The following is a 22,540-nucleotide window of genomic DNA, read 5'->3' on the forward strand; positions in this document are numbered from 1 at the left end:
TTCTAGGAGTTGATGCTTCGTCGCCTCAAGGGCGGCAAATGAGAGGGGCTCATGTCATCGCTGGCGGGCACGGCCGGTCGCGCATTGCCGCAGGTCGTTGAGGCGATCTACGATTCGATTGCCGATGTCGACCGCTGGCAGGCGACACTCGAGGCCATCTGCAGCCTAGCGGAAGGCCAGCTTGCCATGCTCGCCGTCATCGATACGATCAGCAGCTCCGCGCGGTTTTCGGTATCCTGCGGCGATCCTGCAGTTCTTGAGCCGTTGAAGCATGACTACGGCTCGCAAGTGCCATTCTATGCGGCGGTTCCCAAGATGGAGATCGACGTGCCGTTCACCGTCGATTCGATCTACGCCCTGCAAGGTCCGGATACGCGACAGAGATGGCTCGAAAGCCGCATCGTGCGCGAATGGGTGAAACCCAACCGGCTGGACGATTTCTTCTGGGTGGCGTTGATGAAGCGGCCGACCCGGATCGGCACGCTGATGGTGGTTACCGACAAGGACAGGCGCCAGATTTCCTGCGAGGATATCGAGCTTGTCTGCCTGCTGGCGCCGCATGTGCGGCGCGCGGTGACCATCGGCGACCTGTTCGAAGCCGAGCGGCGCAAGGCCGAAATCTTCCGTTCCATCATCGAAAGCCTCGACTATCCGGTGCTGATCGTCGCCGAAGACATGACCATCATCTTCGCCAACCCGGCAGCCGAAGCGCTGCTCGCCGAAAACATCTCGGTCGCTTGCGTGCGCGGACAGCTTTCCTTCACCTATGCCAACGCCAACGCCGCGATCGGCCGCGCCGTCCAGCTCGGCACGCGCGACGAATTCGCGCTCGGACCTTGCGGTATCAACATTCCCCTGGCCAGGACGGCCGTTCCGGCGGTGGCCCATGTGATGCCGCTGGCACGGCGTGAAATCTCGGCGCGCATCTCGCAGCGCGCCGCCGCAGCGATCTTCATCGCCGCGGCCGGTTCAGCACCAATCCCGGCGCTGGACGCCATTGCTGCGCTGTTCGGACTGACCGCGGCAGAAAGGCGCGTCGCCGGTCACGTTGCCGCCGGCCTGACGCGAAAGGAGATCGCCGCGGCCGGCGGCGTCTCGGACGGCACCGTCAAGTCGCAGCTGGCGACGATCTTCGACAAGACCGGTACCGGCGATCAGCGCGAGCTCGAACTCTTGATGCGCGAATTGTCGCCGCCGTTGCGCTCCAGTTGATTTGCGCCGGTTTCCCCGGGACCGGCGGCGGTCCAAAAGGCTCAGCCGGTAAGTTTTCCAAGCCTTTAAGAGTATCGTCCGCAAAATCTGCGAAACGAAACCGGCATCGTTGCAATTCGGCCAAAATCATGGTGCGGTCGTTCGCGGTCCAGAAACGCGGCACTGTGCTCGGCTGGAAAGAAAATGGTTTCTGGCGCGGATCTCGATCTTTGACACCGACATCTACCGAGCGGCTGCTCCCCTACCTCTTCCTGCTTGGGCTGATCGTAATCGCGGTCGCTTTCCGGCCACTGCTGCCCGTCGACGAAACGCGATATCTCAGCGTCACCTGGGAAATATATCTGAGCGGACAGGTCTTCGTCCCGACGATGAACTTCGCGCCCTATCTGCAGAAGCCGCCGCTGCTGTTTTGGCTCATCGACCTTGTCTGGAGCATTTTTGGCGCCAGCCGGCCGGCGGCGATGCTGGTCATCTTCGCCGCCTCCTCGCTCGTCATCTGGCTGACGACGACTTTGGCAAAGACCCTGTTTCCCGGCCGCGACGACATCGCACGGCGCATCCCCTGGCTGGTCGCCGGAAGCAGCGTGTTCGTCATCTATTCGACGCTGATCCTGTTCGACCTGTTGCTGACGGTCTTCGTGCTCGCCGCGCTGTTGTCGTTGATTGCCTTTGCCCGGAGCGGCAACCGCTGGCACGCCGTATTGGCCGGGCTGTTCGTCGGCATGGGCGTGCTGACGAAAGGGCCGGTGGTGTTCATCCATATCGGCGCACCCATCCTGTTCTATCCGTTCTGGCGCGACCGGCGGGCGGGACTGGCGACGCCGAACTTCCTCGCTGGAGTGGGCCTGGCAGTGCTCGCCGCGTTAATTCCGGTGGCGATCTGGCTGGTGCCGGCGACCATCCTGACGAAAGGCGATTTCGTCTACGATCTCGTCTGGAACCAGTCGGCGGGGCGCGTCACCGGCAATTTGCGCAATTCGCACGGCCGGCCGTTCTATTTCTACCTGCTGCTGCTGCCGGTCATGTTCATACCGTGGATCTTCATACCCGAGGTGTGGCGGTTGAAGCTGCGCACGCGGATACGCAGCCTGATCGACGCGAAGTCGCCGGATCTGCGCGCCTTGCGCCTGCTGTCGTTCTCGTTCTTTGCCGTGTTGCTGGTGTTCAGCGCGATATCCGGCAAGCAGCCCCACTATGTCGTGCCGATGTTGCCGTTCGTGACCATCCTGTTCGGATATTTCATGGCGGAGATCCCGCTCGCCAGGCTGAAAAGCTCGGCCGTCGTCATGCTTGTCATTTTCGGCATCGGCCACGCGGTGGCATCGGCAACTGCGTTCAAACGCTATGACCTGACGCCGCTCGCCAACTTCATCGACGAGCGAAAGGATGCGGACTGGGCCGTGGCTTTCGACTATCAAGGCGAACTCGGCTTTCTGGCCCGGTTGCAAAGGCCATTCGAAAGCACCGACAAACCGGAAGAATGGCTTAGCTCGCATCCCAGCGGCTATGTCATCGACAAGGTTCCCAAGGATCCCGGGACTGCAGGGCAAATCGCGTTCCGGCTTCGCGTCGAACGCGGTTATCTCGTCGTGCTGAAGGGACAGCATTGACGATCGTCCCCGGTATGCGAGTTCGTCCCCCGCGCGGGAGATGAAGGCGTTGCTGCTCCGTGGTTCCATCGCTCGATAGAACCGGGAGGTATTCATGCGCAAGCTCATCTCGACAATGCTTTTTGTCCTATCGCTCGCCGTGATCGGCCTTGCCGCCGATCCGGCGTGGAGTTTCAAATGTCAGTCCGGAACGATCGGGCAAGGCAGTTGCTCCTGCTCCGGGACCGCCGACTGCACCGACATGCGGCATTCGAAAATGTGCAAGGGCGACCTGAATTGCGGTTCGGGCAAATGCTCCTGCACGGCCGCGTTGGTAAGCGATCCCGGCCCGAAAACCCCCAAGCCCAAGGTCGTCGCGCCGAAGGCGACGACCAAGGGCGCCGTGAAGCAGTAGACATCCACTCCGAAGAACCGGCGGCGGCTCGACGTCGCTGGTCCGCCCGGTGTTTCACGGTCCATCCCCCGTGCGGGCGATGAATCGCCATCGAAGAAATGGTGTTGTCCAGCCGGAGGGTGGTTTCCAACCACGGAGCGAGGGTACCATGTTGAAAACCTGCACGATGCTGTTCTTCTGCCTGATGGCGGCCACCGCGGCCGCCCAGCCGCCGCCTTCGGGGCCGCCGGTTCCCAGTGCGACACTTGCCTCATGCAATCCCGCACAATCGAACAAGCCCTGCAAAGCCGATCTCGGCGTGTTCCTGATCACCAACACCGTCCGCAACCTGGCGCAAGCCAAGGTAGACGCCACCAACGCACAGTTAAGCGCCCAGGGACGATCGTCGCGCGCATCGATCGAATCGCTGAAGCAATGGCGGCCGTCGCGCTTTGCGACGCAGATGCTGAACCAGCCGAACAGCTGGTTTGTCAAAGTTCCTTATATCTTGACCATCAAGGTCTCGATCCCGGTGACGTCGGACCGTCACATCGGCATTCCCATAGACGTCAACGTTTTCTGCAGCCGTTGGCAGACCGATTCAAGCCAGGTCACCATCCGCTCGCAACCCGGCCCGGCGAGCTTCGAAGGCGGCAACATCCTCGAAGACGTTTTCAATGTCGGCAATTACATCGACGCCCAGGTACGCAGCTCGTTTTCGGCACCCCTGCCGGTGACGACCCCGGTTCCGAATTCGAAATGCTCGGCCATAGACGGCTCCGATGTCGGCACGCAAGCAACCGGCGATGATCTCATCTTCTGGACCGTGCCGCGGCGCAACCTGGTGGTGACGGACGCCATAGCCAAACCGACGGTTGAAGTGACCTTCGACAGCCTCACGCGCCTGGCAGCCCGCGACTTCCACAACAATGTGGTCTATGCGGAATCCGAGGCCATAAACCTCAACGTCTACGCCAATCAGGACGGCCTTCAGAAGGCGCTGACGATGCGCGAAGGCGACGTGGCTGCGCTGAACCTTCCCGCACTCAGGCTCGACGCGCGAAAATACGATTCGCTGGTCGTCATCGGCAATGTCGACCAGCCGCCGAACGATCCCAGAGACAGCGCCTTCGCGGTAGCGGCCAAGACTGCGGGATTCGGTGCCGGTTCCAAGATCATGCAGATCCCGAAGTGGTATTCGAGGCCTCCGGACCAGTTCAATCACAAGCCTACATGGATCAGAGTTCCGGGCTACGAGCTGCACTATACGGTACGCTATCTCAACAGCGGCGGGCTGGCCGTCGACGGTGGAGCCAGTACGGTCCGGCCCCCAAAAGTCGCCGTTCCGATAAAGACGCTCATCAAGCCGAAAACGCCCTGACGCGGCCGCTCGCGGATGACGGCGGCGGTTCAGACTGCTGCCGGCCCCCGCGCGGCAGATGCGGCAGGCCCGGCTTCATGGCCTGATCTTGCGGGAACAAACGCGCCGCTTCGCCAAGAGCGAGTGGCGCCATCGATGGAGACAAACGATGCTGCACCTTCCCCACACCATGCCCGCCGCGCGGATCATTGCGGCAATCTCACTGCTTGCTTTACCGAACTTCTTGCCGCCGGTCACGAGCCCGGCGAACGCTTTGCCGGTCAGCCAATCCTGCCGGATCACCACCTATTACAAGACGGCGGCGAAGGCGACGGAGGTTGGCGTGCGCTCGACGTGCCAGGGCGTTAAAAAATGGGGCGTCACCTCGAAATATTACGAGGTCGAAAAAATCGAAGCCGCTACGCCCCCGCACACGTCGGGCGGCGGCGGCAGCCTGCCGTGCGAGTTTCTCGCTGCCGGCTGCTCCAACCTGCCTGAGAAACGCAACTGAGCGTCAGGCGAACGAGCTATCCGAGTGGCTTCTCCAAAACCAGCGCCGGCAACCCTGAGGCGCCACCGCAATCGGCCGTGTTACCGGCGGGCAAGAACCCCCTCGAGCGGTAGAAGGCGATGGCCGGAGCATTTGCTTCCTCGACCTCGACGCGCAGCGTTCGGGCCTCCGGAAAGCTGGCCTCGATCTCGTCCAGCAGCGCCTGGCCGATGCCTTGCCTCTGCCAGGCAGGATGCACGTAAAGCTGGTTCAGCATGACGATCCTGGCATCCGTGGTGGCGGCGGCGAAAGCCATGCCGCCAATGCTTTTGCCGTCGTCGGCGACCAGGAACTCCGAGTTCGGCCGCGTCAGCCGCGCTTTGAGCGCGGCGATCGAATGCCATTCATCGGTGATTTCGGTAACCCGCGCCGCGCCGTAGATGGCGTCATAGGTGGCATGCCACGTCTCGATCAGCAATGCGCGCACCGCCGCCAGATCGCGCTCGCCGGCGGTGCGGATGAACATCCTACTCGATCCCGAGCTTGGCCTTGACCAGCTCGTTGACCGCTTGCGGATTGGCCTTGCCGCCGGTCGCCTTCATCACCTGGCCAACGAACCAGCCGGCCATGGTCGGCTTGGCGCGCGCCTGCTCGACCTTGTCCGGGTTGGCCGCGATCACCTCGTCGACCGCCTTTTCGATGGCGCCGGTGTCGGTGACCTGCTTCATGCCACGGCTTTCGACCAGCTGACGCGGATCGCCGCCCTCGTTCCAGACGATCTCGAACAGATCTTTGGCGATCTTGCCGGAGATGGTGCCTTCCTTGATCAGGTCGATGACCGTACCAATCTGGTCGGGCGAAACAGGAGCGTTTTCAATATCCTGGCCGGCCTTGTTCAAGGCACCCAGCAGATCGTTGATGACCCAATTGGCGGCGAGCTTGCCGTCGCGCCCGGCCGCCACCTTCTCGAAATAATCGGCAATCGCTTTTTCCGACACCAGGATCGAGGCGTCGTAGGTCGACAGGCCGAGCGAAGCGATCAGCCGCGTCTTCTTGGCGTCCGGCAGTTCCGGCAGGTCCTTTGCCAACTCGTCGACATAGGCCTGGTCGAATTCCAGCGGCAGAAGGTCGGGATCCGGGAAATAGCGATAGTCGTGCGCTTCTTCCTTGGAGCGCATCGAGCGCGTCTCACCCTTGTTGGGGTCGAACAGCCGCGTTTCCTGCTCGATCCTGCCGCCGTCCTCGAGGATGGCAATCTGGCGGCGCGCCTCATAGTCGATCGCCTGGCCGATGAAACGGATCGAGTTGACGTTCTTGATCTCGCAGCGCGTGCCGAATTCGCCGCCGGGCCGGCGCACCGAGACGTTGACGTCGGCGCGCAGCGAGCCTTCGTCCATATTGCCGTCGCACGTGCCGAGATAGCGCACGATGGTGCGCAGCTTGGTGACGTAGGCCTTGGCTTCATCGGCGGAGCGCATATCCGGCTTGGAGACGATCTCCATCAGCGCCACGCCGGAGCGGTTGAGATCGACATAGGACATCGTCGCATGCTGGTCGTGCATCGACTTGCCGGCATCCTGCTCCAAATGCAGGCGCTCGATGCCGACCTCGATGTCCTCGAACTCGCCCTGCCGATCCGGGCCGACCGAGACGATCACCTTGCCCTCGCCGACGATCGGCTGCTTGAACTGCGAGATCTGGTAGCCCTGCGGCAGATCGGGATAGAAATAGTTTTTCCTGTCGAAGACGGATTTGTGGTTGATCTCAGCCTTCAGGCCAAGCCCGGTGCGGATCGCCTGCTTGACGCATTCCTCGTTGATGACCGGCAGCATGCCGGGCATTGCCGCGTCGACCAGGCTGACATTGGCATTGGGAGCGGCGCCGAAAGTGGTCGAGGCGCCGGAAAACAGCTTTGCCTGCGAGGTCACCTGCGCGTGGACCTCGAGGCCGATGATGATCTCCCAGTCGCCGGTGGCGCCGGGAACCAGGCGCTTGGCGTCGGGCGTGCGGGTATCGATGATGCTCATAGGGGCCTGCATATTGGAATTGCGGATATGCGAGAACGCATATTTGATGTGCAACTTCGCTAGTGCAAACCGCCAAAAGAGACAAGCGCAAAGCCGCAGGCTGGCCTGTTCCGCCGCTTTCGCCGCTCATCCCAATGGAGAGTGGATGTCCACTTACGCTCAGGCTCGGTAAGGCCCTGACCTCCTAGCCGCATCTACGGCGCCGCCCGTCCTTTTGGACGCGCAAAGGACGCCGTGCGCTATGCCGTGGCGATATAGGCCCTGATCTCCTCGGCCTCGCGCTCGACATCCTCGATGCGCCGCTTGACTACGTCGCCGATCGACACGATGCCGTCGAGCAGCCCGTTCTTTTCCACCGGCAGATGGCGGAAGCGGCCCTTGGTCATGATCTCCATGACCTCGTTGACGGTGTGGTTCTCGTTGCAGATCTTCACCTTAGGCGTCATCGCCGAGCGGATGGCAAGATCGAGCGCCGCCGCCCCTTCCTTGGCGAGCACCCGCACCACATCGCGCTCGGAAAGAATGCCGACGATCTTGTGATCGCCGTTGGTGATGACCAACGCGCCGATCCTGTGTTCGGAGAGCATGCGAATGGCTTCGCTGAGCTTTTCGTTCGGCCCGAGCGTCACCACGTCGTGGCCTTTTGCCTCGAGAATTGCCTTAACAGTCATGGCGTCCTCCTCTGTATTTCCTGCCGGCTCCTGCCCTGGCCGGCTTTCCCTAGTATGAACATGGTGCGCCGCGATCGGTTTCATTTCAAGTGCGGAGGTCTCAGGTGTCCGGCTCGTCCGCCTGTTGGGGCGCCTGCTCTCGCCGGTCAAAAAACCGCAGGCCGAAGAAGCCGGCAAGAAAGCCGCCAATATGGGCTTCCCAGGCGATCTGGCCGTCGATGCCGGGCGCCAAGCCGAAGAGGCCGGTCGCCAGGTTGATCACCATCCACATGGCGAGAAAGGTGACGACGCCGCGCGAGCGCAGCACCGCCGCCATCGGCAAAGGCTGGCCGGCGAAGGCGGCCTTGCCCGACGAGCGGTCGATGCGGAAGCCGTAGCGCGCCGCCGCACCCATCATGCCGGAAATCGCGCCGGAAGCGCCGACCAGCGGCGCCTCGCCAAGCGGATGCATGGCCCAGAACAGTGCCACCGCCGCCAATCCGGTAGCGGCGAAGAACAGGCTGAAGCGCAACGCGCCGAAGCGGTTGGCCAGCGGTGAGCCGAAGGCCGCGAGCCACACCATGTTGACGGCAAGATGGGCAAAGCCGCCATGCAGGAAGGCATAGGTAAAGGGGCTTGAAAACGCGAAGAAATCCAGGTCGAAGCGGCCTGAATAGCGGATCGGCACAAAGGCTGCCCGTATCAGCAGTTCAAAGTCCTGGTCTTCGGTCAGCCAATAGACCCGGATCAGATGGACGGCGACGCAGATGCCGATCACCGCCAGCACAACGGGAGGCAGGTTGAACACCGGTTCGCGGCGCTGCTCCGGTTCGCGGGCGGCAGGCCCGCTCTCGCCCTGCTCGATCTCCGGTGGGCTTTCTGGGTCGCTCATATGGCTTGCACTCAGTCGCTGGATTGGACTTCGCGAGCATGTAGATCACGGCCAACCGAATCACAAACGGCGAATCAGGCAGCCCGAATCAAAAAAGAAGCCGTCCAAGGTTTCCCTTGAACGGCTGGTCGAGCCCCCTTGCTCCCCCTGAACTCTTGACTGAAGTGCTGCCGATCGTCGCAAAACGACCGCTTCTGGAGTGGTTTTGGTGTGCCACAGGCCTGGCCGGCGCGCAACGTAAACCACTTGTTAACCTTAACCGCCCCGACCCGTGAACAAGTATTAACGATGCTGGCACGCATCCTGCTCCGCAACGCATGTAGGTCATCGGAGGGCGCCCTTCTGTTCACCGATGGGACATCAGAAGACAGAATGCGCGGAGCAGCATAGCATGAACCAGAACGGATCGATCACGCTGTTCCATTATTGGAACCGGTTGCGTGACGGACGCCCTGCCCCGAAGCGCTCGGAAGTCGAACCGGCCGATATCAAGTCGCTGCTGGCCGACACGTTCATCCTGGAAAAGGACACGCGCGGCGAAGCGGTGTTCCGGCTCGCGGGCACCAGGCTCTGCGCGGTCTATGGCCGCGAACTCAAGGGGTTTTCGTTCCCGTCACTGTGGCGCGAGAAGGACCAGCGGCTAATCTCACGGCTGACCGATGGCGTCTTCGACCTGAAATCGGTGGTGCTCATCACCTATGAGGGTTTCAGCCGCAACGGCCGTTCCAACAGGTTCGAGCTGCTCGCGCTGCCGCTCGACGGCGGTATCGAGAGCCCGCGTTGCCTCGGCGTTATAAGTGCCGTCGAAAAGCCCTTCTGGCTGGGTGCCGACCCGGTTCTCGACGCGTTGATCGATTCGATCCGTGTCGTCGATCCCGACAAGGAACCGATGTTCGTGAAGAACCGGCCGGCGATAGAGGTTCCCTCGCTCGCCCCGTCGGAATTCGACCCGCCCGAGACGATTTCGGCGCTCGGCCAGGCCCGCCGCATCCGTCACTTGGTCGTCTTCGACGGCGGACGCGAGGAATGATCCCAAAGCTTAAAGCAACAGTGCCGGGCTTTCCCCTTTGTTAACCTGCTTTGTTGTAGTTTTCCGCTGAAATTCCCCGCATCCAAGCGCGGAATGCCGAACGGGGTATGGCAGTGATGAGGTCAGCGGCGGTCGACCATGCACCGTCCCAAGCTGAAAGGCGTAACTTTCAGCGCGTCCGTGTGAAAATTTACGGACGTTTCATGCTGGAGGACCGCACCGAACATCCGTGCCAGGTCGTCGACATGTCGCCCGGCAACGTCGCGCTTCGCACCGAGCGCGTCGGCCTGCCGGGCGAAAAGGTCATTGCGTATATCGATCACATCGGCCGCATCGAAGGCGTCATCACCCGCACCTCGCAGGATGGCTTTGCAATGACCATCATCGCGTCGGACCGCAAGAGGGACAAGCTCGCCGCGCAACTGACCTGGCTTGCCAACAAGCACGAGCTCGACCTGCCGGAAGACCGCCGCCATGAACGCGTGGCGCCGCGCAACCCGACCAGCGTGCTGCAGCTTGCCGACGGACGGCAGTACCAGTGCCGCATCATCGACCTGTCGCTGTCGGGCGCCGCGATCGAGATCGACGTCAAGCCGGCGATCGGCGTCCAGGTCACGCTGGGCACCATGCGCGGCCAGGTGGTGCGCCATTTCGAAGATGGCGTCGCCATCGAGTTCGCCGTCATCCAGCGGCCGGAAACGCTCGACACCGAATTCAGCTCACCGCGCGGCTGACGTAGAAGCGCCAGCGCCATCCGAGAAGAGAGGCTGGCGATCCTTCGCGCCCCCTTGTGTCCTGCCGGACATCTCCCCCACGAGGGGGGAGATCGGCAGCTTCGGCGCCCCGCTCTCTCCTGCGACGCTGAAGATTGGCGAAAGCCGAGATGAAGGCCAATCTCCCCCCTTGTGGGGGAGATGTCCGGCAGGACACAAGGGGGGCGCTGTCCCGCCAACGTATGCTCGAACAGGGCCGGCGAAGCGCTTGAAGGGGTCGCCTAAAAACATGAACAATCTTATACTTGATTGATTCAAATTTTATGCGTGTTCTATTGGCGTTTTACTTAATGTCTACTTCGCGCTTTTGCGTCAAATAAATCCAGCCGTGTCATTGTCTCCTCAAACGGGGAGACTGAATAATGAAAAAGACGAGGGGCAAGCTGTTGCTGGTGGCAATAGCGATGCAGCTTTTCGGCTGGGGGACTGCAAATGCGGTGGAGCCGGCCTTCATGCACACCGGCGGGCGCACCACACAGCCGGTCGGTCACTACGAATTGTGCCAGCAGCTTCCGCAGGAATGCAATCAGAGGACGCCGAACCGGGCACCGGTCGAACTCACCCGCAAGCTGTGGGCGACGATCGTCAAGATCAACAATTCGGTCAACAGCAAGGTCGCGCCGCGCACCGACATGGAAATGTGGGGCAAGGAAGAAGTCTGGTCGTTTCCCAACGGCGTCGGCGACTGCGAGGATTATGCGCTGGAAAAGCGCCGCGAGTTGATGAGCATCGGCATTCCGGCCGGCGATCTGCTGATGACGGTTGTCCGCCAGCGCAACGGCGACGGCCATGCGGTGCTGACCGTGCGCACCAGCCTTGGCGAGTTCATCCTCGACAATCTCCAGCCTAAGGTGCTGTCCTGGACCAATACCGACTACACCTACCTGAAACGCCAGTCCGAGCGGAATTCCGGCGCTTGGGTAACGATCAACGACGGCCGCTCCGACGCGGTCGCCAGCGTCCGCTGAGGACGCGACGCAAAACCCGGTCGAGTCCCCACCCTCCCCGTCCCCAACGACCGGGTTTAGGAGCCGGCCCCGTCCCCGGGCCGGCTCCACCATTTCTAGGCAAGCGCCACCAGGCAATCCCGCGTTGAAACTAGACCTTTTTCAGCCCCGCCTTGAACCGCTTGCCGTTGGCGACGTAGTGCGCGGCCGAGGCGCGCAGCCTGGCGATAGCGGCGTCGTCCAGCGTCCTGACCACGCGCGCGGGTGAGCCGACGATCAGCGAATTGTCGGGGAATTCCTTGCCTTCGGTGACCAGCGCGCCGGCGCCGACCAGCGAATTGTTGCCGATCCTGGCGCCGTTCAGCACGATGGCGCCCATGCCGATCAGGCTGTTGTCGCCGATCGTGCAGCCATGCAGCAAGGCGCGGTGGCCGATCGTGCAGCCTTGGCCGATGGTCAGGGCAAAGCCGGGATCGGTGTGCATGATTGTGTGTTCCTGCACATTGCTGTCGGCGCCGATGACGATCGGCTCGTTGTCGCCGCGGACGACGACGCCGAACCAGAAGCCGGCATTGCGGCCGACCCGCACATCGCCGATCAGCGTGGCGTCGGGCGCGATCCAGTTGCTGTCGGCGTCCTCGAAAGCCGGCGCTTTCCCGTCAATCGCGTAGATCGGCATCGCTGTCTCCAGATCGTTCTCACACCGACAAGCCGCCAGACCCTAGAAGCGAAGCCGCCCATGAGGCAATGGGGATCACCACCATCCCCAGCGCCAGCGCCCAGATGGTGGCGGTGCAGCCGCAGGAGACCAGACCCAGCACCGAAATGCGACGCTCGCGCCAGGCGTCCAGCGCCTCGTTGGCAAACATCAGCGGCCCGGCGCAAGCAGTCGCGGCGAGCGAGCGCAGCATGTGCTTCGACGACACATAGGGTTGGACGAAGGCAAGTCTGCGGCCGGCGATCAGCTCCATCGCCGATCCGGCCAGGCCGCAAGCCGTCAGCCCAGCCATAAAACTGAATATGATTTGTTCGACCAGGCCCATCTTTACCCTCCGTTTACCATGAAATCGCACAGTCGCCTGCAAAAGCTGCGTAGCAAGAGCCGTGCCGCGCCGAGATGTGCCGCTCAGGCACACCCGATGGAACGGCGACGGCAAACGAGGATCGCGATGAAGCAGGCAGTCGCCACAGAGGGCCCGCAACCCAGCGTCGTCGATTCGACGCTGATGAAGCGGGTGTTTTATGCATTCGCGACGCTGGCGCTGCTGTCGGTGGCAATCAGCCTCGGCGGCAAATGGTTCGGCCGCTCGATCGCCATGGCCGGGTACACCGACGACACCACGGTCCACGAGGTCATCATCGGCAACAACGTCGTCGCCGTGCCGGCCAATGTCATCCGCTTTGCCCAGGCGCGGCGCGACGGCATCGCCTCGCGGCTCGATCTCTATGTGCGCTATCCCGAGATGGACGGCTACAGCGAGGCCGCCCGTGACGACTTCAACCACACCGGAGCCAGCAAGGACATCGTGTTCCTGTCGTTCGAGCCGCAAATGATGTCGCGCGACATGAGCGGCCGCTTCGCGCCGATCTACAGCGCGCTGATCGCCCAGCCCGGCACGCCCGGCCCTGGCGGGACGCTGCTCTATACGTTCAGCGACAAATCAGGCTATCTCAACGAAGTGCTGGCGGTCGCCAACCGCCCCGGCAAGGATCCGTTCGTTGCCCGCTGCCTGAGCGGCCCGAGCGCGGACGAATCGCTGGCGCCCTGCGAACGCGACATCCTGGTCGGCGATAATCTCAGCCTCACTTACCGCTTTCCCCGGGAATTCCTGGGCGAGTGGCAGGCGCTCGACGCAGCGATTTTGGGCGAGGCAGCGCGTGTCCTGAAGACGGGGCGGTAGGCAACGAAACGGGCCGTTACGTTGTGATCCTTCGCGCCCCACTGTCCCGCCGGCGCCAGCCGCAATTCCGGCTCAGGCCAGATCGATGTCGAGGATCGCCATCGAGAAATTATAATCGCCGTCGTCCTCGTCCTTGAAGACGATGCCGAGGAACTCGTCGCCGACATAGACCTCGGCCGAATCTTCCTTGCGCGGCCGCGCCTTCACTTCGAGTTTGGGGTTCTGGAAGGTGCGCTTGAAATAGGCGTCCAACTTTCTGATTTCGTCCGGCTTCAACAGTCTTCTCCGATCGTCGGCTTCTTCGTTTGAGCGCGCTTCTGGCACGTCGACAATGGCCATGTAAAGGCAAGCCGGCGAGAGAACACGGGCAATCGCCTCACGTTTGCGCTGCCCCTCATCGCCCTGCCGGGCACTTCTCCCCGTATAGTGACGGGGAGAAGGACGCCTTCGCAAAGAATTTCGCCAATCTCCAGCGTTATAGAAACAGTGCCGAGGCTGCAGTCAGCCCCTTCTCCCCGTCACTATACGGGGAGAAGATGCCGGCAGGCAGATGAGGAGCGGCGCCGACATCGATAGTTGGTCCGACGCGACAAGCCCCTGCTCGAGCACTCAGATGTCGAAGCTGACGACGTGGTCCATCGTCTGCGACGGCAACAGCTGATCCATCTGCCGCGAGGGCTGGTCGCAGCCGGTCTCGCCGACGACGCGGGCCGGCACGCCGGCAACCGTCTTGTTGTGCGGCACCGGCGATAGCACCACCGAGCCGGCCGCGATCTTCGAGCAATGACCGATCTCGATGTTGCCGAGGATCTTGGCGCCGGCGCCGATCAGCACCCCGTAGCGGATCTTGGGATGACGGTCGCCGCCGGCCTTGCCGGTGCCGCCCAGCGTCACGCCGTGCAGGATCGACACGTCGTCCTCGATCACCGCCGTCTGGCCGACGACGAGGCCGGTGGCGTGGTCGAGGAAGATGCCCTTGCCGATGCGGGCGGCCGGATTGATGTCGGTCTGGAACACCGAGGACGACCGGCTCTGCAAATAGAGCGCGAAATCCTGGCGGCCCTGGTTCCACAGCCAATGCGCCAGCCGGTGCGTCTGGATGGCATGAAAACCCTTGAAATAGAGCACCGGCATGATGAAGCGGTCGCAGGCCGGATCGCGGTCGTAATAGGCCTGGATATCGACGCGCACCGTCGTCGACCAGTCCTCGTCGTCGGCCGCCATCGCCTTGAAGGTCTGGCGGATGAGGTCGGAGCCTATGTCCTGGTGGGCGAGGCGCTCGGCCAGCCGGTGAATGACCGCTTCTTCCAGGTTTTCCTGATTGAGGATGGTCGAATAGAGGAACGCTGCCAGCAGCGGATCGCGGTTGACCGCTTCCATCGCTTCGTCGCGGATCGAACGCCAGATCGGATCTACCGGCTGCACCATGGTGGGACGGGAAATCGTAACGCTATTCATCTGATGTCTCCGGCCATCTAATGTCTCCGGCTTGGCGGCTTGCCTATTCTCCGGCCGCTCCTATAAGCCAGATCATAGCACGGGTGAACTCAATTTTCCTTAGTGCTTCGTCAAATGGATTTGGTTCGCGGAATTTCAAGCAGCCATGGAAAACGCAGCCTTGATGGACGAGAAGCTGAAGCGCGAGCTTTCGGCGCTCTACAAGGCCGAGGATCGCCACTATCACAGCCTTGGCCACATCGAGGCGATGCTGGCGCTGGCCAACGATTACAAGGCGTTGCTGCACGATCCTGAAGCGGTCGAAGCGGCGATCTGGTTCCACGACGCGATCTATGACAGCCGCGCCAGGGACAACGAGGCGAGGAGTGCCGCACTTGCCGAGAAAAAGCTCGCCGGCCGCGCCGACGCACAGCGCCTCGGCCGCATCGCGGCGATGATCGCTGCCACCGCCGGCCACGAATTGCCCAGCCTGCAAAGCCCCGGCGACGAACATTTTGTCCGTGACGCCGCGCTGTTCCTCGACATGGACCTGGCGATCCTGGGTGCTGTGCCTGACGTGTTCGACGCCTATGAACAGGCGGTCCGCCGGGAATATGGCTGGGTCGAGGCGCCGATGTGGCGCGCCGGCCGTGCTGCTGTCCTAAAGGGCTTCCTCGCCCGCCCGCATATCTTCCACAGCGAGGAATTCCGCCGGCGATTCGAAACCCAGGCCCGGCAAAACATGGCGCGCTCGCTCAAGGCGCTTGGGCACAGCCCGGGCAGATCGTAGCCCGACGCGTCGCTCGCTTGCCTGCCGGAGAGTTGCCCGAAATCAGGTAAACGCGCCGATGGTCGATGCCATTCCCCACAGCATGAACACCCCGGCCGCAAGCGACGCGCCGTTGACCACGATGCCAGCCAGACCGAGCACACGACTGTCGTTCGAACGACCGAGCGCCATCAACCCGAAAACCACACCGGAAAGATGTGCCAATGGCCCGGCCACAAAAAATACGGCGGCGAAGAAGCCTGTCGCACTGTTCTGGAGCAGTGGGGACGCGTCGCTCGGGATTGCTATCAATGCGGTGATCGCAATCGCCCCTGCCGCCAATGCGGCCAGCGCTAGAATAACGGATCGTTTGCCGAACGTGCTTTCCGCAACAACGCCCGGCAAAGCGGCGTCGCTTCTTCCCCATTGTGCCATCGTACCCCCTGCCCTTCGTTCAGCGTGGCGGGTTTGAACCGATCCACACGCGCGCTTATTTACCCCTGTATCGTTGCAAAACCGCTAAGGACCCCAGCTTCAGGCCCGATGGCCGCTTGTTGGGGAGCCATCCATCAGAGCGGATGCTCGGCATAAAACTCCAGCACACGCTGCTTGAAGGTCTTGTCGCCGACCGCCAGCATGTGGTCGCGACCTTCGATGTGAAACGCCCTGGCGTTCGGCATCAAGGCGGCGAGCTCATCCGGCGAGCCGCCGATGTCGTCCTTGGTGCCGACGGCGATCAGCGTCGGCTGGGCAATGCGGGCAAGGTCGGCCTCGCTCAGCAATTCGCGGGAGGTGGCGATGCAGGCAGCGAGCGCCCGGCGATCGCTGCGGGTCTGATCGGCGAAGGCACGGAACGAGCGGCCGCGCGGATCGGTGGCGCCTGCCGGATCTTCGGCCAGAAGTGCGTCGGCTATCGGATCCCAGTCGCCGACGCCGTCGACCATGCCGATGCCGAGACCGCCGAAGACCAGCGTCGCCACCTTGTCCGGATCGGAGAGCGCCAGGAACGCCGATATCCGCGCACCCATCGAATAGCCCATGACATGGGCGCGTTCGATGCCGAGATGGTTCAAAAGCGCTGCCCCGTCGGATGCCATCCTGGCCGGCGTGTAGTCTGCTTCGTCATAACTTTTCGAGGAAGAGCCATGGCCGCGATTGTCGAAGGCGATGGCGCGGTAGCCGGCGTCGTTCAGCGTCTTGAACCAGCCGGGCGACACCCAGTTGACGTAATGGCTCGAGGCAAAGCCGTGGATCATCAGCACCGGATCGCCCTGCCCCGATGCCGGCTGGCGATCGAGGAAAGCAAGGTCGAAACCGTCATGGGAGAAGAACTGCATCGGCCGAAGATCCTGCCCGTTCAGTCGGAATCGACACTCGGCGCATCGCCCTTGTCGGGCGGCGGCATGGCAGGACCCGGCGCCGTGCCGATGGCGGGATGGCGCAGCAGATCGCCGTCCTTAATGCCCTTTTTGGCGGCGGTGCCTGCCCTGAGCTCGAGCACGAAGCGCACCGGTTCGTCCGGCGAGATGATCGCCTCCGACTGCGGCTCGCCTTGCTTGATCGCCCGGATCCGGCCGTCCTGGCCGACGAAGATCAGGTCGAGCGGCATCGGCGTGTTCCTCATCCAGAAACTCACATCTTGCGGCGCGCCGAACACGAACAACATGCCGTGATTGTCGGCCATGTGCCGCCGGAACATCAGGCCGGCTTCGCGCTCGGCGGGCGTATCGGCGATTTCGACCGAAAAAGAGCGCTCGCCGGCCTTCGTCACCGCGACCAGTGGCGCCGGGTCGACGGGAAGGATCATCGCCTTGCCGTCGGCCGAACTCGGTTGCTGAAAATAGAAGAAGGCGCTTGCGGCGACGATAAGGAAAATCCCGGCGCAGAGCGCGCCCGCCGTCAGCCGGTTCCTGTGAGCCATATGAAATCCTCGGCCGGAACTAATGCGAGACCGGCAAGGTACCCATATCGGGGTGAATTTCGGCAGCCATAAGGCCTTTGTCGCCGCGTCCGAAGCGGACCAGCACCACCTGGCCCGGCCGGAGCTCGGTGATGCCGTAGCGGCGCAGCGTCTCCATGTGGACGAAAATGTCCTCGGTGCCCTCGCCCCGGGTCAGAAAGCCGAACCCCTTGGTGCGGTTGAACCATTTCACCAGCGCCCGTTCGAGGCCGCTTTCCGGCGTCACCGCGACGTGGGTGCGCTGCTCCTGCAGCTCTGCCGGATGGATCGCAGTGGTGACATCCATCGAGAGCACGCGGAAAGCCTGCAATCCGCGCTCGCCCTGCTTGACCAGGCAGACGACGCGGGCGCCTTCCAGCGCGGTCTGAAAACCGTCCTTTCGAAGGCACGTCACATGGAGGAGGATATCGCCCGAAGAACCATCATCGGGAAGAATGAAACCGTAGCCCTTGGCCACGTCGAACCATTTGATGGCGCCGGCAATTTCGACGAGATCGGCCGTATCGGCGCTCTCATCCCGCTTCAACGCATCGTTACCGGCCCCGTCCCGCCCCATGAAAGAGGCCTTTTCCCCCATAAGAACGCCCCCTTTTTTCAAGAAACACTGCAACTGATTCTTGGTGTCAGATTAACACCGCGGCTTCCGGTGTGTGCAAGACCTGACGTGCCTTTTTTCACGGTTGCATACAGGAATAGCGGATTTGTCGTTTGCTGGCGCCAGCAAGCGGGACCAATTGCCCTTTGTCCGGGCCGCCCCTATGTTGCGCCGCAACGCAACATCGGAGGAAATCCCATGCGCTATCTGCACACCATGGTCCGCGTCGCCGACATCGATGCCTCGCTCGATTTCTACTGCAACAAGCTTGGCCTGAAGGAAGTGCGCCGCCACGAAAACGAGCAAGGCCGCTACACGCTGATCTTCCTTGCCGCGCCCGAAGACGAGCAGAGCGGCATCTCCGAAAAGGCGCCGCTGGTCGAGCTCACCTTCAATTGGGACCCGGAAGACTACAAGGGCGGCCGCAATTTCGGCCATCTCGCCTATGAGGTCGACGACATCTACGCCACCTGCCAGCGGCTGATGGACAATGGCGTCACCATCAACCGGCCGCCGCGCGACGGCAACATGGCGTTCGTCAAATCGCCGGACGGCATCTCGATCGAGCTTTTGCAGAAAGGCCCGGCCAAGCCCAAGGCCGAACCGTGGGCGTCGATGCAGAACACCGGAAGCTGGTAGCCGATCACGCCATCTTGAGCCGACGTCGTCAGGCGGATATGTCCCACAGCTTTTGGTTTTCGCGGCAGGCGCCTATCTAACCGGCGTGGCGCCTGCCCGCGAAGGCTGGCGCAACATCACGCAATAGGCGCTCGCCAGGTCCACAATGGGCTCCAGGAGAATTCATTCATGCCGACCAGCCATGTCGACGTCGCCACCGAACATGCCAGCCGCTATTTGCAGCAGCTGTGCAAGCATTGGGCGCACAAGTTTCCCGTCGAGTTCGACCCGAACCACGGCACCATCGATCTCACGCTCGGCCGCACGGTTCTCGATGCCGACCCGGCAGCGCTGCACATCGCGGTGACGACCGACGAGGCCGGTTCGCTTGAGCGCCTGGAGACGGTCGTCGCCGACCACATCAAGCGCTTCGCCTTCCGCGAGGAGCTGACATTCGACTGGAAACGCGCTCCGGCTGCGTAGACGACCTGTCAACCGCCTGCCTTGGCCATCTCCAGCAGCATCAGCACGGTGCGCCAATTGCGCGCGGTGCCGGGCACCTTCAAAACGCGCGGGATGAGATTGGCAAAGACCGATTTGCCGAGCCCGTCGGGCGCATGCAGATAAAACACGTCACCCTTGATCTCGAAGCGTTCGGGCCCGGTGCATTTTTCCGCCAGCCGGGCGACCTCTTCGGCGGTCGGCTCGCGCTCCAGCGCATAGGCGTGCAGCTTGGTCGGCTCGCCGGCCATTTCCGGATAGGGGTTCTCCGCCGCCAGCCGCTCGAGCCAGCCGAGATCGCGCACCATGATGCGCGAATGGAACCCCCATTTCTTCTCGAATTCCGCTTCCAGCTGGCTGGTCAGCGCCGCTGCATCGCCGTTCGGCGACCGGAACACGGCATTGCCGCTCTGCACATAGGTGGCGATATCGGAGAAGCCGAGTTGCTCGAAGAACGTCCGCAACTCCGCCATCTTGACGATGCGGTTGCCGCCGACATTGATGCCGGAAAACAGCGCGACAAAGATCTTTCCCTCGGTGGTCAGAAGATCGTTGCTGCTCATATGATGAACCCAGCGAGCGTCTCGTTATCGGTGATGTCCTGATAGTGGACGCTCTCGGCGTCGAAATTCGCCTTGAGCAGGTCGAAATTGCGGCGGTCCTTGGTTTCGATGCCGATCAGCACCGATCCAAAATTGCGCGCCGATTTCTTCAGATATTCGAAGCGGGCGATGTCGTCGTCGGGGCCAAGCAATTCGAGGAAATCGCGTAACGCGCCGGGCCGCTGCGGAAAGCGGATGATGAAGTATTTCTTCAAGCCCTCGAAACGCAGCGCCCGTTCCTTCACATCCGGCAGCCGCTCGAAATCGAAATTGCCGCCGGACACCACGGCGACGATGGTCTTGCCCCTGATTTCCTTTTTGGAAAAATCCTTCAGCGCATCGATCGCCAGCGCGCCGGCCGGCTCGAGCACGACGCCCTCGACATTGAGCATTTCGATCATGGTCGCGCAGAGCCGGTTTTCCGGGATCAGCCGCACCGCGTCGACGGCAAACTCCCTGAGGTGGCGCAGCGGCTCGCGGCCGATCTCGGCCACCGCCGCGCCGTCGACGAAATTGTCGACCTTGGCGAGCTTGATCCGTTTTCCGGCGGCGAGACTCTCGCTCAGGCTCGGGGCGCCGGCCGGCTCGCAAAAGACGAAGCGTGTTTCGCGGTGCTGGTGGGCGAAATAATGGGTGACGCCGGCGGCCAGGCCACCGCCGCCGACCGGCAGCATGACGATGTCGGGCATGCGCGCGCCGGGCATCTGGCCTGATATCTCGTAGGCGACGGTCGCTTGCCCTTCGATGATGTCCTTATGGTCGAACGGCGGGACCATGTGGGCGCCGGCAGTTTCGGTGAATTCGAGTGCGGCGCGGTAGCAGTCGTCGAAAAAATCGCCGACCAGCCTGATCTCGACGAAGGCGCCGCCGAACAGCCGCGTTTTGTCGATCTTCTGCTGCGGCGTCGTCACCGGCATGAAGACGACGCCCTTTTTGCCGAAATGGCGGCAGACGAAGGCAAAGCCCTGCGCATGGTTGCCGGCCGAGGCGCAGACGAACAGCTCGGCATTGTTGCCGGCGGCGAGCGTCTTGCGGAAGAAGTTGAAGGCCCCGCGGATCTTGTAGGAGCGCACCGGCGTCAGGTCCTCGCGCTTCAGCAGCACCCGCGCGCCGGTCTTCTTCGACAGATAGTCGTTTTCCTGCAGTGGCGTTTCCGGAAAGATCTCGCGGATCGCCGCGGCGGCAGCAGCGACGCGAGAGGAGAAACTGGTCATGGCAAGAGCACCCCAAAAGCTATGCGAGTTCGGTCCCGCTATTGCATATCCGGCCTCGCGAAGCCATTGTCCGGCCGCCCCGAAGGGGCATTTCCGGAATCAACGTAAGCATTTGGGGGCGTTTGCTCATGCCTGTCGCATCGGTTGCCCGGAAAACCGTGTCGCTGCCGGAGTTCGGCGAGCCGACGGTGATGCCGCTGGTGCCCCGCGCCGCCTATGAGGCCCGTATCGCGGCGCTGGTCGCACGTGGCGGGTTCGATGCCTTCGTCGTCTATGGCGACCGCGAACATGCCGCCAATGTCGCCTACCTCTGCGGCTACGACCCGCGCTTCGAGGAGACGCTGCTCATCATCGTTCCCGGCAAGCCGCCGAAACTGCTGGTCGGCAATGAGGGCTGGGGCTATGCCGAGATCTGCGACGGGCCTTACGAGCGCGTGCTCTACCAGACGTTCTCGCTGCCGGCGCAGCCGCGCGACCGCTCGCGAGCGCTGGCCGACATCCTTGCCGATTGCGGCCTGAAAGCCGGCCAGCGTATCGGCGCCATCGGCTGGAAACCGTTCGGCCCCGGCGATGCCGGCTTTGGGGAAACGACGCTCGACCTGCCGTCCTTCATCGCCGACACGCTGCGTACCCTTGCCGGCGATAGGGGCACGGTCGTCAACGCGGCGAACCTTTTGATGAACCCCGCCGACGGCCTGCGCGCCATCAATGAGACCGACCAACTGGCGGCGTTCGAATTCGCCGCGACCTATTCCTCGCAAGGCCTGCGCAACGTCCTGCAAGGCATCGAACCCGGCATGACCGAATTGCAGGCGGCGCGGCTGATGGGCATCAACGGCCTGCCGCAATGCTGTCACCCGATGCTGTCGGCCGGCAGGCGCGCAGCCTATGGCCTGCCGAGCCCGCGCCTCGACATCATCAAGCGCGGCGACCCGATCACCATGGCATACGGCATCCAAGGTTCGCTCAACGCCCGCGCCGGCTTTCTGGTCGAGGATGCGGCCGAGCTTCCGAAGGGCATCCAGGACTATGTCGAAAAACTGGTCGCGCCGTATTTCTGCGCCGTCGTCGACTGGTACGAAACGGTCGGCATCGGCGTTCCCGGCGGCGCGATGTGGAAGGCGGTGCACAACCGCATAGGCGATCCCTTCTTCGGCGTCTCGCTCAATCCCGGCCATCTCGTCCATATCGACGAATGGATGCATTCGCCGGTATTTTCCGGCTCCGACATCAGATTGAAGTCGGGCATGGCCTTGCAGGTCGACATCATCCCGGCGACCGGCACCGATTATTTCACCACCAACATCGAGGACGGCATCGCGCTGGCCGACGAGGAACTGCGCGAAGAGATCGCCGCACGCTATCCCGAAGCCTGGCGCCGCATCGAGGCGCGCCGCGCCTTCATGACCGACGTGCTCGGCATAAGGCTGAAGCCGGAAGTGCTGCCGTTTTCCAACATCCCGGCCTTCCTGCCGCCGTTCTGGCTTTCGCGCAACAGTGCGATGGCAGTCGAGAGGCGCTGAGCGCATTTCGGCGTCCGCGACTTACTTCCGCCGCACTTCGCCTGTCCGGGAGGTGC

At 62.6% G+C, this 22,540-nt stretch carries 27 protein-coding genes; 13 read left to right on the top strand and 14 right to left on the bottom strand.

Annotated features, from left to right (window positions below; genetic code table 11):
• Window positions 1-51: 51 nt before the first annotated feature.
• The 5 genes from NKJ94_RS16630 (at window position 52) to NKJ94_RS16650 (ending at window position 5,066) form a co-directional block, all read left to right on the top strand.
• Entirely contained in the window at window positions 52-1,212 is a 1,161-nt protein-coding gene (locus NKJ94_RS16630; protein WP_352526500.1) for a helix-turn-helix transcriptional regulator, read from the top strand.
• Window positions 1,213-1,421: 209 nt separating this feature from the next.
• Window positions 1,422-2,822 (top strand): ArnT family glycosyltransferase, encoded by a 1,401-nt coding sequence (locus tag NKJ94_RS16635; protein ID WP_352526502.1) that lies wholly within the window; start codon window positions 1,422-1,424, stop codon window positions 2,820-2,822.
• Between the two features lie 94 nt (window positions 2,823-2,916).
• Window positions 2,917-3,216, top strand: coding sequence for a hypothetical protein (locus NKJ94_RS16640; protein WP_352526504.1), 300 nt, complete (start codon window positions 2,917-2,919; stop codon window positions 3,214-3,216).
• Window positions 3,217-3,364: 148 nt separating this feature from the next.
• Complete coding sequence (locus tag NKJ94_RS16645) at window positions 3,365-4,576, top strand: hypothetical protein (protein WP_352526506.1); 1,212 nt, start codon at window positions 3,365-3,367, stop codon at window positions 4,574-4,576.
• 58 nt (window positions 4,577-4,634) lie between these two features.
• Window positions 4,635-5,066: a hypothetical protein gene (locus tag NKJ94_RS16650; RefSeq protein WP_352526508.1), complete on the top strand. Its 432-nt coding sequence runs from the start codon at window positions 4,635-4,637 to the stop codon at window positions 5,064-5,066.
• A 16-nt stretch (window positions 5,067-5,082) separates the two neighbouring features.
• Here the strand turns inward: NKJ94_RS16650 and NKJ94_RS16655 are convergent, their stop codons facing one another.
• From NKJ94_RS16655 to NKJ94_RS16670, 4 genes are all read right to left on the bottom strand, one after another.
• Window positions 5,083-5,571, bottom strand: coding sequence for a GNAT family N-acetyltransferase (locus tag NKJ94_RS16655; RefSeq protein WP_352526510.1), 489 nt, complete (start codon window positions 5,569-5,571; stop codon window positions 5,083-5,085).
• A 1-nt stretch (window position 5,572) separates the two neighbouring features.
• Window positions 5,573-7,072 (bottom strand): Asp-tRNA(Asn)/Glu-tRNA(Gln) amidotransferase subunit GatB, encoded by a 1,500-nt coding sequence (gatB, locus tag NKJ94_RS16660; protein WP_352526512.1) that lies wholly within the window; start codon window positions 7,070-7,072, stop codon window positions 5,573-5,575.
• Between the two features lie 239 nt (window positions 7,073-7,311).
• The gene (locus NKJ94_RS16665; protein WP_023717464.1) at window positions 7,312-7,743 is read right to left on the bottom strand and encodes a CBS domain-containing protein; all 432 of its coding nucleotides are present in this window, start codon (window positions 7,741-7,743) and stop codon (window positions 7,312-7,314) included.
• Window positions 7,744-7,843: 100 nt separating this feature from the next.
• Window positions 7,844-8,614 carry a rhomboid family intramembrane serine protease gene (locus NKJ94_RS16670; protein WP_352526514.1) on the bottom strand — a complete coding sequence of 257 codons (771 nt, stop codon included), beginning with the start codon at window positions 8,612-8,614 and terminating at the stop codon, window positions 7,844-7,846.
• 391 nt (window positions 8,615-9,005) lie between these two features.
• Here NKJ94_RS16670 and NKJ94_RS16675 point away from each other — a divergent pair, with 391 nt between their 5' ends.
• The 3 genes from NKJ94_RS16675 to NKJ94_RS16685 all read left to right on the top strand — a co-directional run bounded on the left by NKJ94_RS16675 (window position 9,006) and on the right by NKJ94_RS16685 (window position 11,385).
• A complete protein-coding gene (locus NKJ94_RS16675) occupies window positions 9,006-9,644 on the top strand; it encodes a PAS domain-containing protein (RefSeq protein WP_352526516.1) in 639 nt (212 codons plus the stop codon).
• A gap of 116 nt (window positions 9,645-9,760) precedes the next feature.
• Window positions 9,761-10,378 (top strand): PilZ domain-containing protein, encoded by a 618-nt coding sequence (locus tag NKJ94_RS16680; protein ID WP_352526518.1) that lies wholly within the window; start codon window positions 9,761-9,763, stop codon window positions 10,376-10,378.
• Window positions 10,379-10,779: 401 nt separating this feature from the next.
• Window positions 10,780-11,385, top strand: coding sequence for a transglutaminase-like cysteine peptidase (locus NKJ94_RS16685; RefSeq protein ID WP_352526520.1), 606 nt, complete (start codon window positions 10,780-10,782; stop codon window positions 11,383-11,385).
• Between the two features lie 130 nt (window positions 11,386-11,515).
• Here the strand turns inward: NKJ94_RS16685 and NKJ94_RS16690 are convergent, their stop codons facing one another.
• Together NKJ94_RS16690 and NKJ94_RS16695 are read right to left on the bottom strand one after the other, a co-directional pair.
• The gene (locus tag NKJ94_RS16690) at window positions 11,516-12,043 is read right to left on the bottom strand and encodes a gamma carbonic anhydrase family protein (protein WP_352526522.1); all 528 of its coding nucleotides are present in this window, start codon (window positions 12,041-12,043) and stop codon (window positions 11,516-11,518) included.
• Window positions 12,044-12,062: 19 nt separating this feature from the next.
• The gene (locus NKJ94_RS16695) at window positions 12,063-12,407 is read right to left on the bottom strand and encodes a DUF6949 family protein (protein WP_352526524.1); all 345 of its coding nucleotides are present in this window, start codon (window positions 12,405-12,407) and stop codon (window positions 12,063-12,065) included.
• Window positions 12,408-12,533: 126 nt separating this feature from the next.
• On the opposite strand from NKJ94_RS16695, the gene NKJ94_RS16700 reads away from it, so the two are divergent.
• Window positions 12,534-13,265 carry a hypothetical protein gene (locus tag NKJ94_RS16700; RefSeq protein ID WP_352526526.1) on the top strand — a complete coding sequence of 244 codons (732 nt, stop codon included), beginning with the start codon at window positions 12,534-12,536 and terminating at the stop codon, window positions 13,263-13,265.
• A 72-nt stretch (window positions 13,266-13,337) separates the two neighbouring features.
• Here NKJ94_RS16700 and NKJ94_RS16705 read toward each other — a convergent pair whose 3' ends face one another.
• Both NKJ94_RS16705 and cysE read right to left on the bottom strand, forming a co-directional pair.
• Window positions 13,338-13,541, bottom strand: coding sequence for a DUF3126 family protein (locus tag NKJ94_RS16705; protein WP_023674799.1), 204 nt, complete (start codon window positions 13,539-13,541; stop codon window positions 13,338-13,340).
• A 333-nt stretch (window positions 13,542-13,874) separates the two neighbouring features.
• Window positions 13,875-14,723 carry a serine O-acetyltransferase gene (gene cysE, locus NKJ94_RS16710; protein WP_352526528.1) on the bottom strand — a complete coding sequence of 283 codons (849 nt, stop codon included), beginning with the start codon at window positions 14,721-14,723 and terminating at the stop codon, window positions 13,875-13,877.
• 145 nt (window positions 14,724-14,868) lie between these two features.
• On the opposite strand from cysE, the gene NKJ94_RS16715 reads away from it, so the two are divergent.
• Complete coding sequence (locus tag NKJ94_RS16715) at window positions 14,869-15,492, top strand: HD domain-containing protein (protein ID WP_352526529.1); 624 nt, start codon at window positions 14,869-14,871, stop codon at window positions 15,490-15,492.
• A gap of 42 nt (window positions 15,493-15,534) precedes the next feature.
• On the opposite strand, the gene NKJ94_RS16720 is transcribed toward NKJ94_RS16715, so the two are convergent.
• The 4 genes from NKJ94_RS16720 to NKJ94_RS16735 form a co-directional block, all read right to left on the bottom strand.
• Window positions 15,535-15,906: a hypothetical protein gene (locus NKJ94_RS16720; protein ID WP_352526531.1), complete on the bottom strand. Its 372-nt coding sequence runs from the start codon at window positions 15,904-15,906 to the stop codon at window positions 15,535-15,537.
• A gap of 134 nt (window positions 15,907-16,040) precedes the next feature.
• Window positions 16,041-16,808 carry an alpha/beta fold hydrolase gene (locus NKJ94_RS16725; RefSeq protein ID WP_352526533.1) on the bottom strand — a complete coding sequence of 256 codons (768 nt, stop codon included), beginning with the start codon at window positions 16,806-16,808 and terminating at the stop codon, window positions 16,041-16,043.
• A 20-nt stretch (window positions 16,809-16,828) separates the two neighbouring features.
• Window positions 16,829-17,392 (bottom strand): DUF192 domain-containing protein, encoded by a 564-nt coding sequence (locus NKJ94_RS16730; protein WP_352526535.1) that lies wholly within the window; start codon window positions 17,390-17,392, stop codon window positions 16,829-16,831.
• Between the two features lie 19 nt (window positions 17,393-17,411).
• Window positions 17,412-18,008: a cold-shock protein gene (locus NKJ94_RS16735; RefSeq protein WP_502896009.1), complete on the bottom strand. Its 597-nt coding sequence runs from the start codon at window positions 18,006-18,008 to the stop codon at window positions 17,412-17,414.
• Window positions 18,009-18,224: 216 nt separating this feature from the next.
• Here NKJ94_RS16735 and gloA point away from each other — a divergent pair, with 216 nt between their 5' ends.
• Complete coding sequence (gene gloA, locus NKJ94_RS16740) at window positions 18,225-18,665, top strand: lactoylglutathione lyase (protein WP_352526537.1); 441 nt, start codon at window positions 18,225-18,227, stop codon at window positions 18,663-18,665.
• Between the two features lie 168 nt (window positions 18,666-18,833).
• Complete coding sequence (locus NKJ94_RS16745) at window positions 18,834-19,127, top strand: DUF2218 domain-containing protein (RefSeq protein ID WP_352526539.1); 294 nt, start codon at window positions 18,834-18,836, stop codon at window positions 19,125-19,127.
• Between the two features lie 8 nt (window positions 19,128-19,135).
• On the opposite strand, the gene NKJ94_RS16750 is transcribed toward NKJ94_RS16745, so the two are convergent.
• Both NKJ94_RS16750 and ilvA read right to left on the bottom strand, forming a co-directional pair.
• Complete coding sequence (locus NKJ94_RS16750; protein ID WP_352526541.1) at window positions 19,136-19,708, bottom strand: DUF1697 domain-containing protein; 573 nt, start codon at window positions 19,706-19,708, stop codon at window positions 19,136-19,138.
• Window positions 19,705-20,961 (bottom strand): threonine ammonia-lyase IlvA, encoded by a 1,257-nt coding sequence (gene ilvA, locus NKJ94_RS16755; protein ID WP_352526542.1) that lies wholly within the window; start codon window positions 20,959-20,961, stop codon window positions 19,705-19,707. The genes NKJ94_RS16750 and ilvA overlap by 4 nt, the downstream gene beginning before the upstream one ends.
• Before the next feature lie 128 nt (window positions 20,962-21,089).
• On the opposite strand from ilvA, the gene NKJ94_RS16760 reads away from it, so the two are divergent.
• A complete protein-coding gene (locus NKJ94_RS16760; RefSeq protein WP_352526544.1) occupies window positions 21,090-22,484 on the top strand; it encodes a hypothetical protein in 1,395 nt (464 codons plus the stop codon).
• Window positions 22,485-22,540 lie beyond the last annotated feature (56 nt).

Origin of the sequence: Mesorhizobium sp. M0060, from assembly GCF_040323155.1 — a bacterium.
Taxonomy (GTDB): Bacteria; Pseudomonadota; Alphaproteobacteria; order Rhizobiales; family Rhizobiaceae; genus Mesorhizobium.

What these genes read in the sequence shown, in the direction of transcription:
- NKJ94_RS16630 (WP_352526500.1), top strand. Translation starts at nt 52, where the DNA reads ATGTCATCGCTGGCGGGCACGGCCGGTCGCGCATTGCCGCAGGTCGTT.
- NKJ94_RS16640 (WP_352526504.1), top strand. Translation starts at nt 2,917, where the DNA reads ATGCGCAAGCTCATCTCGACAATGCTTTTTGTCCTATCGCTCGCCGTG.
- NKJ94_RS16645 (WP_352526506.1), top strand. Translation starts at nt 3,365, where the DNA reads ATGTTGAAAACCTGCACGATGCTGTTCTTCTGCCTGATGGCGGCCACC.
- NKJ94_RS16650 (WP_352526508.1), top strand. Translation starts at nt 4,635, where the DNA reads ATGCGGCAGGCCCGGCTTCATGGCCTGATCTTGCGGGAACAAACGCGC.
- NKJ94_RS16655 (WP_352526510.1), bottom strand. Translation starts at nt 5,571, where the DNA reads ATGTTCATCCGCACCGCCGGCGAGCGCGATCTGGCGGCGGTGCGCGCA.
- gatB (WP_352526512.1), bottom strand. Translation starts at nt 7,072, where the DNA reads ATGAGCATCATCGATACCCGCACGCCCGACGCCAAGCGCCTGGTTCCC.
- NKJ94_RS16665 (WP_023717464.1), bottom strand. Translation starts at nt 7,743, where the DNA reads ATGACTGTTAAGGCAATTCTCGAGGCAAAAGGCCACGACGTGGTGACG.
- NKJ94_RS16670 (WP_352526514.1), bottom strand. Translation starts at nt 8,614, where the DNA reads ATGAGCGACCCAGAAAGCCCACCGGAGATCGAGCAGGGCGAGAGCGGG.
- NKJ94_RS16675 (WP_352526516.1), top strand. Translation starts at nt 9,006, where the DNA reads ATGAACCAGAACGGATCGATCACGCTGTTCCATTATTGGAACCGGTTG.
- NKJ94_RS16680 (WP_352526518.1), top strand. Translation starts at nt 9,761, where the DNA reads ATGAGGTCAGCGGCGGTCGACCATGCACCGTCCCAAGCTGAAAGGCGT.
- NKJ94_RS16685 (WP_352526520.1), top strand. Translation starts at nt 10,780, where the DNA reads ATGAAAAAGACGAGGGGCAAGCTGTTGCTGGTGGCAATAGCGATGCAG.
- NKJ94_RS16690 (WP_352526522.1), bottom strand. Translation starts at nt 12,043, where the DNA reads ATGCCGATCTACGCGATTGACGGGAAAGCGCCGGCTTTCGAGGACGCC.
- NKJ94_RS16695 (WP_352526524.1), bottom strand. Translation starts at nt 12,407, where the DNA reads ATGGGCCTGGTCGAACAAATCATATTCAGTTTTATGGCTGGGCTGACG.
- NKJ94_RS16700 (WP_352526526.1), top strand. Translation starts at nt 12,534, where the DNA reads ATGAAGCAGGCAGTCGCCACAGAGGGCCCGCAACCCAGCGTCGTCGAT.
- cysE (WP_352526528.1), bottom strand. Translation starts at nt 14,723, where the DNA reads ATGAATAGCGTTACGATTTCCCGTCCCACCATGGTGCAGCCGGTAGAT.
- NKJ94_RS16715 (WP_352526529.1), top strand. Translation starts at nt 14,869, where the DNA reads ATGGAAAACGCAGCCTTGATGGACGAGAAGCTGAAGCGCGAGCTTTCG.
- NKJ94_RS16720 (WP_352526531.1), bottom strand. Translation starts at nt 15,906, where the DNA reads ATGGCACAATGGGGAAGAAGCGACGCCGCTTTGCCGGGCGTTGTTGCG.
- NKJ94_RS16725 (WP_352526533.1), bottom strand. Translation starts at nt 16,808, where the DNA reads ATGCAGTTCTTCTCCCATGACGGTTTCGACCTTGCTTTCCTCGATCGC.
- NKJ94_RS16730 (WP_352526535.1), bottom strand. Translation starts at nt 17,392, where the DNA reads ATGGCTCACAGGAACCGGCTGACGGCGGGCGCGCTCTGCGCCGGGATT.
- NKJ94_RS16735 (WP_502896009.1), bottom strand. Translation starts at nt 18,008, where the DNA reads ATGGGGGAAAAGGCCTCTTTCATGGGGCGGGACGGGGCCGGTAACGAT.
- gloA (WP_352526537.1), top strand. Translation starts at nt 18,225, where the DNA reads ATGCGCTATCTGCACACCATGGTCCGCGTCGCCGACATCGATGCCTCG.
- NKJ94_RS16745 (WP_352526539.1), top strand. Translation starts at nt 18,834, where the DNA reads ATGCCGACCAGCCATGTCGACGTCGCCACCGAACATGCCAGCCGCTAT.
- NKJ94_RS16750 (WP_352526541.1), bottom strand. Translation starts at nt 19,708, where the DNA reads ATGAGCAGCAACGATCTTCTGACCACCGAGGGAAAGATCTTTGTCGCG.
- ilvA (WP_352526542.1), bottom strand. Translation starts at nt 20,961, where the DNA reads ATGACCAGTTTCTCCTCTCGCGTCGCTGCTGCCGCCGCGGCGATCCGC.
- NKJ94_RS16760 (WP_352526544.1), top strand. Translation starts at nt 21,090, where the DNA reads ATGCCTGTCGCATCGGTTGCCCGGAAAACCGTGTCGCTGCCGGAGTTC.